The sequence below is a fragment of the Couchioplanes azureus genome (assembly GCF_014648355.1).
In the GTDB taxonomy this organism is placed as follows: Bacteria; Actinomycetota; Actinomycetes; order Mycobacteriales; family Micromonosporaceae; genus Actinoplanes; species Actinoplanes azureus.
This window is the reverse complement of record NZ_BMQY01000001.1, coordinates 775,840-787,079: the sequence shown is the minus strand read 5'-3', so window position 1 is coordinate 787,079 and position 11,240 is coordinate 775,840. Positions and strand designations below refer to the sequence as shown.

Annotated in this window: 10 protein-coding genes; 8 read left to right on the top strand and 2 right to left on the bottom strand. The window is 73.0% G+C overall.

What is annotated here, in order from left to right; genetic code table 11:
- Positions 1-133 precede the first annotated feature (133 nt).
- The gene (locus IEY99_RS03605; protein ID WP_373293297.1) at positions 134-1,141 is read left to right on the top strand and encodes a lysophospholipid acyltransferase family protein; all 1,008 of its coding nucleotides are present in this window, start codon (positions 134-136) and stop codon (positions 1,139-1,141) included.
- A gap of 138 nt (positions 1,142-1,279) precedes the next feature.
- Here the strand turns inward: IEY99_RS03605 and IEY99_RS03600 are convergent, their stop codons facing one another.
- Positions 1,280-2,428: a DUF5667 domain-containing protein gene (locus IEY99_RS03600; RefSeq protein WP_189199243.1), complete on the bottom strand. Its 1,149-nt coding sequence runs from the start codon at positions 2,426-2,428 to the stop codon at positions 1,280-1,282.
- Positions 2,429-2,609: 181 nt separating this feature from the next.
- Entirely contained in the window at positions 2,610-3,566 is a 957-nt protein-coding gene (locus IEY99_RS03595) for an ECF subfamily RNA polymerase sigma factor, BldN family (protein ID WP_189199242.1), read from the bottom strand.
- A 312-nt stretch (positions 3,567-3,878) separates the two neighbouring features.
- On the opposite strand from IEY99_RS03595, the gene IEY99_RS03590 reads away from it, so the two are divergent.
- The 7 genes from IEY99_RS03590 (at position 3,879) to IEY99_RS03560 (ending at position 11,081) form a co-directional block, all read left to right on the top strand.
- Positions 3,879-5,396 (top strand): AMP-binding protein, encoded by a 1,518-nt coding sequence (locus IEY99_RS03590; RefSeq protein WP_229798060.1) that lies wholly within the window; start codon positions 3,879-3,881, stop codon positions 5,394-5,396.
- On the top strand, positions 5,393-5,641 hold the full coding sequence (locus IEY99_RS03585) for a glutaredoxin family protein (protein WP_071809860.1): 249 nt from the start codon (positions 5,393-5,395) through the stop codon (positions 5,639-5,641). Before IEY99_RS03590 ends, IEY99_RS03585 begins: the two co-directional genes overlap by 4 nt.
- 10 nt (positions 5,642-5,651) lie before the next feature.
- Entirely contained in the window at positions 5,652-6,293 is a 642-nt protein-coding gene (locus IEY99_RS03580) for an HAD family hydrolase (protein WP_189199238.1), read from the top strand.
- 243 nt (positions 6,294-6,536) lie between these two features.
- The gene (locus tag IEY99_RS03575; RefSeq protein WP_189199236.1) at positions 6,537-7,280 is read left to right on the top strand and encodes a redox-sensing transcriptional repressor Rex; all 744 of its coding nucleotides are present in this window, start codon (positions 6,537-6,539) and stop codon (positions 7,278-7,280) included.
- A complete protein-coding gene (locus tag IEY99_RS03570; protein WP_189199234.1) occupies positions 7,277-8,572 on the top strand; it encodes a glutamyl-tRNA reductase in 1,296 nt (431 codons plus the stop codon). The genes IEY99_RS03575 and IEY99_RS03570 overlap by 4 nt, the downstream gene beginning before the upstream one ends.
- Positions 8,569-9,498: a hydroxymethylbilane synthase gene (gene hemC, locus IEY99_RS03565; RefSeq protein ID WP_189199232.1), complete on the top strand. Its 930-nt coding sequence runs from the start codon at positions 8,569-8,571 to the stop codon at positions 9,496-9,498. Before IEY99_RS03570 ends, hemC begins: the two co-directional genes overlap by 4 nt.
- Positions 9,495-11,081 (top strand): bifunctional uroporphyrinogen-III C-methyltransferase/uroporphyrinogen-III synthase, encoded by a 1,587-nt coding sequence (locus tag IEY99_RS03560; RefSeq protein ID WP_189199230.1) that lies wholly within the window; start codon positions 9,495-9,497, stop codon positions 11,079-11,081. The genes hemC and IEY99_RS03560 overlap by 4 nt, the downstream gene beginning before the upstream one ends.
- Positions 11,082-11,240 lie beyond the last annotated feature (159 nt).

Genomic DNA, 11,240 nt, shown 5'->3' with positions numbered 1-11,240 from the left:
CAGCGGCACGCCGGCCAGCGGCACGCCGGCCAGCGGCACGCCGGCCAGCGGCACGCCCGCCAACGGCACGCCCGCCAGCGGCACGCCCGCCGGCGGCACGCCGGCCAGCGGCACGCCCGCCGGTGGTAAGCCCATGCGCCGCCCGGCGGTCAGACCGCCCAGGTCGCCGGTTTCTCCGGAGACGGCCCCCGGGGACAGCACCGCGCCGCCTTCCCGGGCAAGCGCTGTCCCGCCCGCGCCGGTCACCGCGGCTCCCCGGACCACGCCCGACGCCGGGGGGAGCGAGTCGCGGGCCGCGGTGGACGTGTGGGACCAGCGGATCGCCCGGGGGCTCTCGTTCCTGCGGCGGCGGCTGGCGGGTGCCTACGAGGTGGACGAGTTCGGGTTCGATCCCGAGCTGACCGATGCGGTCTTCCATCCGATGCTTCGCGTGCTCTACCGCGACTGGTTCCGCACCGAGGTCTTCGGCATCGAGAACGTTCCGGAGGCCGGTGGCGGTCTCGTGGTCGGCAACCACTCCGGCACCGTGGCGCTGGACGCCCTGATGCTCACGACGGCGCTGCGGGACAAGCATCCGGTGGTGCGGCACCTGCGGCTGCTCGGGGCGGACCTCGTGTTCCGGATGCCGCTGCTGTCCGAGCTGGCCCGCAAGGCCGGTGCGACCGTCGCCTGCAACCCGGACGCCGAGCGGTTGATGAGCAGCGGCGAGCTGGTCGGCGTCTTCCCCGAGGGCTTCAAGGGGATCGGCAAGCGCTATTCCGAGCGCTACAAGCTGCAGCGGTTCGGCAGGGGCGGGTTCGTGTCGGCGGCCCTGCGCACCGGCACCCCCATCGTGCCGGTGGCGATCGTCGGCGCCGAGGAGATCTATCCGATACTGGCCGACCTCAAGCCGCTGGCCCGGCTGCTCGGCGTGCCGTACTTCCCGGTGACGCCGACCTTCCCCTGGCTGGGTCCGCTGGGCCTGGTGCCGTTGCCGAGCAAGTGGATGATCGAGTTCTGCCCGCCCATCCCGACGGCGCATCTGACCGAGTACGCGGACGATCCGATGGTGGTCTACAACCTCGCCGACCAGGTGCGCGAGACCATCCAGGTGACGCTCTACTCGCTGCTGGAGAAGCGCCCGGACCCCTTCGGCCGGTGAAGCGCAAGCCCCGGGGAGCGGCTGAAGGCCGACAGAGAAACCGGACCGGCAGCGGCTACAGTACGCAGTGAGGGGCGGCCCCGACTTTCGAGTCGGCACCGCCCCTCGCCACGTGCGGAGAGCCTCGTGGCCCGGCGCTCAGTCGCTGTCGAAGATTCCGCCGAGCAGGTCGCCGAGCAGCCCCTTGTCCCCGGTGGGCGGGTTCAGCGGGTCCTCGGAGACCACCGGCGCCGGGTCGACCAGGACGCCGTTGCCGGACGGGGCGGACGGGTCACCGGCCGGCGTGCCGGCCTGGTCGCCGGATCCCGGCTCCGCCGGTGCCTCGCCGCCGGGCCGCTGCTTCCCCGACTTCTTGTCGCCGGAGTCCGGCGTCTTCTCGCCCTGGGCCTGACCCTGCCGGCGCTCGGCGGCCGAGGAGTCCGAGGCACCCGCCCGGCAGGACCGCAGCTTGGGGCCGAGCGCGTCGCTGCCCGCCTGGGTGACCGTGTCGCAGCCCAGCCCGTCGCGCAGGTTCTCGGTGCGCTGCTGCACCAGGTCGAGCAGGGTCAGCGACCGCGCGGCACGCTCGCGGTTGGCCGGGTTGAGCCGCCCCTGGACCGAGGTGAGGACCCGGCGCTGGCGGTCGACGAACGAATCGACGGAGGCCAGCCCCGAGGCGTCGCGGCGGGTGACCGCCGCCGAGTTGAGCAGCTTGACGCCCTGCTTGGTGTCGGCGTCCATGTCGTCCAGCGCGTCGCGGAACTTGGGGTCGTCGCCGTCCATCTCGGCCGCCTCGGTGAGGCGGTTGCGGGCGAACGTCAGCGAGAGCTGCCCGCGGGTGACGTCGGATCCGGCCATGGCGAGCTGGGCGCGTTCGGTCGAGCGCTTGACCCCGTACAGGGCGTCGCCCGGTGCGGCGTTCTCGCTCGCCGCGGAGATCCCGGAGACGGCCATCGCGCCGGCGGCGACGCCGATGACGATGGCGCCGCGGGCGCGGATCCGCCGACCGGCCAGGCCGAACAGCTTGCGGGCGGGCTCGGCCACGTCCGGCTCGGGGGTGGGCGCGGTGGCCGTCTCCCCGATGCCGTCGCGCTCGGCGGTGGCGACCAGCATCGCCCGCAGTCCCACCCGGAACTCGGGGTCGACCTGAGCGCCGGTCCGTGCCGCGGAGAGGCGGTGGCCGATGGCGACCAGCTCGGCGAGTTGCTCGTCGTCGACCTGGCCCCGGGCGTGGTGGCGACGGTGGGTCTCGTCGAGGAGCTCCGCGAAGCGCTCGGCGCTCCGGCGATCGAAGAAGTCGAACTTCATCGCGGGCACCTCCCTTCGCTCGTGAGTGACTCGCCGACGGTGGTGCCGGCGAGCGCGACGGAACCGGCGGACCGTTGGTCCACCACGGGTCGCACCCGGACAAACGCTCGACGGGCGGAGCCGGTTACGGGTGCGACCTGCGCCACAGCGCGGGGAGAGATCGACATAGGGGAAATTGCGGTCACCACTGGAAGCCTTCGGGCAGGAGCCGGGCGAGGGCCCGGACGGCCCGATACTGGAGGGCCTTGATGGCGCCCTCGTTCTTGCCCATGGTCCGGGCGGTCTCGGCGACGGAGAAGCCCTGCAGGAAGCGGAGCACGATGCATTCCTGCTGCTCCGGGTTGAGCTGCTTGACCGCGGTGAGCAGCGCGACGTTGGTGATGTGGTCCACCACGGCGGCCTCGGGGCTGCCCTCGGGGCCGCGGTCCTCGCGGTCGGCGTCGAGGACGTCGCCGGTGGTGACCTCGAGCCGGTAGCGGCCCGACTTGAAGTGGTCGGCGACCAGGTTGCGGGCGATCGTCACGAGCCAGGCGCCCAGGTCGCGGCCCTGCCAGGTGAAGCTGCCGATGCGCTTGAGGGCGCGCAGGAACGTGTCGGAGGTCAGATCCTCGGCGAGCTGGCGGTTGCCGACGCGGAAGTAGACGAAGCGGAAGACGGTGTCCACGTACCGGTCGTAGATCAGGCCGAAGGCGGCCGAGTCGCCACCCTGCGCGCGCTCGACCAGGGCCCAGACCTCGGCGGCGGCGTCGCCCGGGTCGGGGCGGGCCGGATACTTGGGCGGCTCGGACTCGCTGGGCGGTCCGGTGGTGCTCTGGGTCGGCACCACCACGGCCTGGTCGCCGTCCACCGCGCCGGTCCGGCGCTCCGGGCCGGCCTGCTGCGGAGCCTGCGGCCTGCCGGGTACGGCGACCCGGCCGCCCTTGATGTTCCCGGTCGGGGGAAGGTGCCGGCTCGGTGACTCGTTGATGTGCGGCCGGTTCCGGGTCCGCTTGGGTCCGTCGCCGCGGATCGCGTTGACGACGCCGTCGCGCAGAGCGTTGGCGACGCCGTCGCGCAGAGCGTTCAGGCCCCGTGGCACCTTTGCGTATGCCGCGAGGATGTCGCGGCCGTACGGGTCGCCGGCGTACACATGACTCACTGCGCCTCCTTGACCCGGCGGGCCGTCGATGAGTGGTCCCCGAAAGGCGATCCACAAGAAAACGGGGTGAAGCGGCCACCAGCGGAGTGGCCGACCTCACCCACGGATGTGGACTCCGTTACACAGATGGGAAGTATTGCGGAGTCGGCACACAGGGAGTCGCACACTGTGTGCGCCGCGCGAAATTATCCCGAAGTGGCGCAGAGGCGACATCGGGAACTTGTGCCACGATGTAGGGCATCTTTGAATCCCGCTCGGACAGGCTGTCCGGGCCCACCCGTTCGGGTGTCCTTTGTGCCAGACTCGGGCCTCGTGGGAGATCTCACCGAGAAGCCGGCCCCCGACCCGGTGCGCGACGCCGCGCGGCGCCGTCCCGGCGCTGCCGCCCTGATCGCCGGCGACACCATGCTGACCTGGTCCGACCTGGACCGCCGGGTCGAGCGGGCGGCGCGCCGGCTCGCCGCCGGCACCCGGGCGGGCGATCGGGTGGCGATCATCCTGGGCAACACGCCGGAATTCGCCGCCGCGTACTTCGGGACGCTGCGGGCGGGGCGGGTGGCGGTGCCGCTCAATCCCGGCTACACCCCGGACGAGGTGACGTTCGCGCTCGCCGACAGCGGGGCGGTGCGGGTGGTCGCCGACGACCAGGTGCTGGGCCGGTTGCGGTCGGGGGAGGGGGTGGCCGTACCGGCGCCGTCGCTGCTGGCCGACGACGGCCCGGAGGCCGCGGCAGATCCGCCGGCCGCGACGGACCTCGCGGTCCTGCTCTACACGTCCGGCACGAGTGGGCGGCCGAAGGGCGCCATGCTCACGCACCGTGCCCTCGCGGCCAACCACGACCAGTTGCAGCGGATCGATCCGCCGGTGCTCGGGGCCGACGACGTGGTGCTGCTGGCGATACCTTTCTTCCATGCGTACGGGCTCAACACCGGCCTGGGTGCCGTCGCCCACCACGGCGCCTGCGGCGTGCTCGTCGACCGGTTCGATCCCGCCGAGTCTCTCGCCTTGATCGCGAAACACCAGGTCACCGCCGTCCTCGGGGTGCCGTCGATGTATGCCGCCTGGTCGCTCGCCCAGGGGACCGGCTTCGGCTCGGTGCGCACCGCGGTGTGCGGCGCGGCGCCGCTGGACCCGGACACCGCCGCCCGCTTCGCCGCCGCCACCGGCCGGACGATCATGGTCGGGTACGGGCTGACCGAGACCGCTCCGGTGCTCACCACGACTGCGGTGAGTGACCGCGACAAGGTCGGCTCGATCGGTCGTCCGCTGCCCGGCATCTCGCTGCTCCTGCGGTCCGCGGACGGGACCGTGCTGTGGCGCGACGGCGCCCCGGCCGCGGCGCTCGCCGACGACCTCGAGATCGATCTGGACGAGGCCGACGGCACCGATCCGGGCGAGATCGTCGTGCGCGGGGACAACCTCTTCTCCGGATACTGGCCGGACGGGCACGGCGGCCCGGACGCCGACGGCTGGTGGGGCACCGGGGACGTCGCCTACGCCGACGCCGCCGGGGACCTGGTGCTGGTCGACCGGATCGGCGAGCTGATCCTGGTCAACGGCTTCAACGTCTATCCGGCGGAGATCGAGCGGGTGCTCGGCGCGCACCCCGGGGTCGCCGACGCGGCCGTGATCGCGGTGCCGGACCCGCAGACCGGCCAGGCGCCGTACGCGTTCGTGGTCCCCGCGCTGGATCCCCCGCCCACCCCGGCCGAGCTGCAGGTGTTCTGTGCCGCGCAGCTGGCCCGCTTCAAACTGCCGGCCGGCATCGAGCTGGTCGACGAGCTGCCGTACTCCGCGATCGGCAAGGTACGCAAGGGAGACCTCCGATGACCCGCCTGACGCTGATCAGCCGCACCGGCTGCCACCTGTGCGAGGAGGCCGAGCAGGTGCTGGACCGCATCGCCGCCGGCCAGTGGACGCGGGTGGAGGTCTCCGACTCGGTCGAGCTCGAGCGCGACTACGGCGACCGGGTGCCGGTGGTCATCCTCGACGGCAAGGAGCACGGTTACTGGCGGGTCGAGGAGGAGCGCCTGCTGCGGGATATGGCTCGACCGCCGGGGGCCCCTCGGCTGTAGCCTCTCGGCCGTGGCGCGTACTCATCTTGTCTGGGACTGGAACGGCACCCTTCTCGACGACCTCTCGCTCGTCGTCTCCTCCACGAATCACACGTTCGCCGCGGTCGGCGGGCGCAGCGTGGACTCCGACGAGCACCGGCGGCGCTTCCGGCGTCCGGTGTCGGATTTCTATGCCGAGATCCTGGAGCGGGCCATCACCGAGGAGGAGTTCGAGGAGCTCGACCGGATCTTCCACGAGGCGTACCGGATGGGCCTGACCACCATCCCGCTCGTCGCCGACGCCGAGGCCGCGATCAAGTCCTGGTCCGGCACCCAGTCGCTGCTGTCCATGTGGTTCCACGACGAGCTGATCCCGGCGGTGGAGTCGCGCGGCCTGGCCGGCGTCTTCGCCCGCATCGACGGCCGGCCCACCGAGATCGACGGCGGCCTGAAGGCCGGGCACCTGGCCCGCCACCTCGCCCAGCTCGGCATCCCCGGCGACCGGGCCGTGCTGATCGGCGACTCGATCGACGACGCCGACGCGGCCGCCTCGGTCGGCGCGCGCTGCGTGCTCTACACCGGGGGCTTCACCGATCCGGCCCGGCTCCGGGCCTCCGGTACGCCGGTCGCCGACACCCTGCTCGACGCGGTGGCGATCGCCAAGACCCTGTGATGCCCGTCGGGATCGCGACGGCGGTGGCCGGGAGGGGGTCGAAGCGGTAATACTCGGACAGGGGTCGGCGTGCGGATAACACGTTGACTCGATCTTTGTCCAGTTCCGCTATCAAGATCGCGATTTGTGCACGCCTTCACAAGCGCCTACTCTGTGACTCCGACGAGCCCCGCTATCACAGCCGGTCCATCCAGGCCACAGAGGGCTCACCGCAGGTTCGCCACCTCGTCGGCACGGAGTCAGATGAGTCAGCAGCGTCAAGGAAACCCGCCCGGCAACGCCGGTGCGGTGCCCGCCTTCCCGGACCTCCCGGAAGCGACGATCGCGCGGCTACCGGAATACCTTCGCGCCCTGCACCACCTCGCCGAGTCCGGCTCGGAGACGGTCTCGAGCGAGGGCCTCGCCGCCGCGGCCGGGGTCAACTCCGCCAAGCTCCGCAAGGACCTCTCCCACCTCGGCTCCTACGGCACCCGCGGGGTCGGCTACGACGTCGCCCTGCTGATCGACCAGATCGAGTACATCCTCGGCCTCGACCAGCGCCGGGCCGTCGCGCTGGTCGGTGTCGGTAACCTCGGTCACGCCCTCGCCGGGTACGACGGATTCGCCAGCCGGGGATTCCGCATCGTCGGCCTCTTCGACGCCGACGCCGAGCGGGTCGGCAAGACGATAAACGGCCTGCCGGTGCGCCACATCGACGAGCTCGGCCGGGCCGTCGTCGAGGAGGGCATCACCATCGGGGTCATCGCCACCCCGGCCGGCGCCGCCCAGGGTGTCGCCGACGAGCTCGTGGCCGCGGGGGTCACCAGCATCCTCAACTTCGCGCCCTGCGTGCTGTCCGTGCCGGCCGGCGTCGACGTCCGCAAGGTGGACCTCGCCATCGAGCTGCAGATCCTCTCCTTCCACGAGCACCGCAAGGCCTCCCTGACCGCGTTGCCCGGCGGGCGCGCCGACGACGCAGACGGCAACCAGGAGGCGGTCGGGTCGTGAATCTGCTCAGCGTCGGCGCGTCGTACCGCACCGCCGGGGTCGGCACCCTCGAGCGCCTCACCATCGCCGGCCCCGACATCCCCGCCGTGCTCCACAAGCTCGTCGCCCAGCCGTACATCGGCGAGGCGGTCGTCCTCTCCACCTGCAACCGCGTCGAGGTGTACGCGGCGGTCTCCGGTTTCCACGGCGGCCTCGGCGACGTCTGCAACGTGCTCGCCGAGCAGTCCGGCATCGGCGCCAACGATCTGGCCGGCCACCTGTACGTGCACTACGACGAGGCGGCCGTGCGTCACTCGTTCCGGGTGTCCTCGGGCCTCGACTCGATGGTCGTCGGCGAGGCGCAGATCCTCGGGCAGCTGCGTGACGCGTACCACGCCGCGACCGAGGCCGACTCGGCCGGCCGCCTGCTGCACGAGCTCATGCAGCAGGCGCTGCGGGTCGGCAAGCGCGCCCACGCGGAGACCGGCATCGACCGCGCCGGGCAGAGCGTGGTCACCGCCGCCCTCGACGTCGCGGCCGACGCGTTCGGCGGCGACCTGAGCGGACGGCCGGGCCTGGTGATCGGCGCCGGGGCGATGGGTGCCCTGTCCGTGGCCACCCTCACCCGGACCGGCGTGGGGCCGCTGCGCATCACCAACCGCGGCGCCGAGCGGGCCGCCCGGCTCGCCGAGGCGTACGGGGCCACCGCGGTCGACTTCGCCGACCTCGACGCCGCCCTGCGCGCCGCCGACGTGGTGGTGTGCGCCACCGCCTCCACCGAGCCGGTGCTCACCGCCGCCCGGCTGGCCGGCCGCGAGCGCCCGCTGGTCGTGCTCGACCTGGCCGTGCCGCGCGACGTCGCGCCGGACGTGGCCGCCCTGCCGAACGTCACGGTCGTCGACATCGACGGGCTGGCCACCAGCCGGCGCACCATGCCGGCCGCCGCGGAGACCGCCGCCGTCGAGCAGATCGTCGCCACCGAGGTGGAGAACTTCCTGGGCTGGCTGCGCGGCGCCGACATCGCTCCGACCGTCGCCGCCCTGCGTACCCGCGCCGACGACGTGGTCTCGGCCGAGCTGCGCAAACTCTCCGCACGGCGGCCGGAATTCACCGAGGAGCAGCGGGCGGACATTTCCCGTACTCTGCACCGGGTCGTGCAGCAACTGCTGCATTCGCCCACCGTACGGGTTCGTCAACTTGCGGCGGAGCCCGGCGGCGACCAGTATGCGGCCCTGTTGCGCGAACTCTTCGACCTCGACGTTCCGCACGCCACCCAGGCCGACGCCGTGCCCGAGATCGGAGGACAAGCGTGAGGAGCCCGCTGCGCCTCGGCACCCGTGGCAGCGCGCTGGCGCTCGCCCAGTCCCAGATGGTCGCTTCCTTGGTGACCGCGTCTTCCGGTGTGCCGGTCGAGCTCGTGCGCATCGTGACCCCGGGAGACCGATCGACCGCACCGGTCGCCCAGCTCGGCGTCGGGGTGTTCGTCTCCGCGCTCCGCGACGCTCTGCTGGCGGGCGAGATCGACTTCGCCGTGCATTCGTACAAGGACCTGCCGACGGATTCTCCTCCCGGGCTGCACATCGCCGCCGTGCCGGAACGGGAGGACCCGCGCGACGCGCTCGTCGCCCGGGACGGCAAGACCCTCGCGGAGCTGCCGCCGGGCGCCACGGTCGGCACGGGAGCGGTGCGCCGAATCGCGCAACTGCATGCCTTGGGCCTACAGTTGCAGGTCACGCCGATTCGCGGCAACGTCGACAGCCGCATCGCGCGAGTGCTCGGCCCCGAGGCCGACCTCGACGCGGTCGTCCTCGCGCGGGCCGGAGTGGTGCGTCTCGGCCGGGCCGCCGAGATCACGGAGACGCTGGACCCGATGCTCATGCTGCCCGCCCCGGCCCAGGGCGCGCTGGCGGTGGAGTGCCGGTCCGGCGACGCAGACCTGGTCGAGCTGCTGGGGGCACTCGATCATGCACCGTCCCGCGCCGCCGTCACGGCGGAACGGGCGATGCTCGCCACGCTCGAGGCCGGGTGCTCCGCCCCGGTCGCGGCACATGCCGAACTCGCCGAAGGCGAGGAAGGCGATGAGATCTACCTGCGCGGTGCGGTGATCAGCCCGGACGGGGCCCGAGCTGTCCGGCTGTCGCGCACCGGTACGCCCGCCGACGCGGCGGAGATCGGCAAAGCGCTCGCCGCCGATCTCCTCGAAGCCGGCGCCGACACCCTGATGGGGAGCACAGAATGACCACCCGCACCGCCCGCAAGAGCGCCGGACGCATCGCGTTCGTCGGCGCCGGACCCGGCGACCCGGGGCTGCTGACGCGCCGGGCCCACGACACCCTCGCCGACGCCGACCAGGTCGTCTACGACCGCGGCGTCCCCGAGTCGCTGCTTGCGGCGATCAAGGCGGAGGCCAAGGACGACACCCAGTTCAGCCCGGCCGAGGGCGCGCCCGGCGACGTCGCCAAGGTGCTGCTCTCCGCCGCCAAGTCCGGCCTGTCGGCCGTGCACCTGGTGGCCGGCGACCCGTTCGGGCACGAGGCCGTGGTCCGCGAGGTGCAGGCCGTGGCGCGCACGGCGGTGCACTTCGAGGTGGTGCCGGGTCTCGGCCAGGCGGAGGGCGTCGCCACGTACGCGGGCGTCCCGCTGCCCGGCGTCCGCACGGTGGCCGACATCGACGACGTGACGGCGGTGGACTTCGACGCGCTCGCCGGCGCGGCCAAGAAGGGCTCGTTCGCCGTGGCGGTCGACGCCGGCGACCTGGCCGCGGTCCGCGACGGCCTGCTGGCCGCGGGCGTCGAGCCGGGCACGGCCGTCGGCGTGACCGGCGACGGCACCGGTGAGACGCAGTACACCACCACGTCGACCGTCGACAGCTTCGTCGCGGCGGCGCTGGGCTTCACCGGGCGCGTCGTGCTCACGGTCGGCGCGGAGGTCGCCGAGCGCGACAAGCTGAGCTGGTGGGAGAACCGCCCGCTGTACGGCTGGAAGGTCCTCGTGCCGCGGACCAAGGAGCAGGCGGGGGCGATGAGCGCCCGGCTGCGGGCGTACGGGGCCATCCCGTGCGAGGTCCCCACCATCGCGGTCGAGCCCCCGCGCACCCCGGCCCAGATGGAGCGGGCGGTCAAGGGCCTGGTCGACGGCCGGTACGCCTGGGTGGTCTTCACCTCGGTCAACGCGGTCCGCGCGGTCTGGGAGAAGTTCGCCGAGCACGGCCTCGACGCCCGCCACTTCGGCGGCGTGAAGATCGCCTGCATCGGCGAGGCGACGGCCGACGCGGTCCGCGCGTTCGGCATCCAGCCCGAGCTGATCCCCGCGGGCGACCAGTCCAGCGAGGGCCTGCTGGCCGAGTTCTCGCCGCACGACGAGATCCTCGACCCGGTCGGCCGGGTGCTGCTGCCGCGCGCCGACATCGCCACGGAGACGCTGGCCGCCGGCCTCATCGAGCGCGGTTGGGAGGTGGACGACGTCACGGCCTACCGGACCGTCCGCGCCGCCCCGCCGCCGGCCGACATCCGCGACGCGATCAAGTCGGGTGGCTTCGACGCGGTGCTGTTCACGTCCTCCTCGACGGTCCGCAACCTGGTGGGCATCGCGGGCAAGCCGCACGCCCGCACGGTCGTCGCGGTGATCGGCCCCAAGACGGCCGAGACGGCGACGGAGTTCGGTCTGCGGGTCGACGTCCAGCCGCAGCACGCCTCGGTGCCGGACCTCGTCGAGGCGCTCGCGTCCTACGCGGTCGAGCTCCGGGAGAAGCTCGCCGCGATGCCCGCGAAGCAGCGGCGCGGCTCGAAGGTGCAGGGGCCGACGGCTCTGCGGTTCCGCTAGCAGGTCTCCGGGTTCCTTTCCGGTCTCTTCCGGGCCGGGCGCCGGACGGCAACCGGCCCGGAGCGCTTCCCGGTCCGGGTGCGGCACGGCGACCGGCCCGGAGAGCTTCCCGGGGTCGGGCGCGGCACAGCCGTCCCGGCTCCGAGTGTTTCCCGGGCC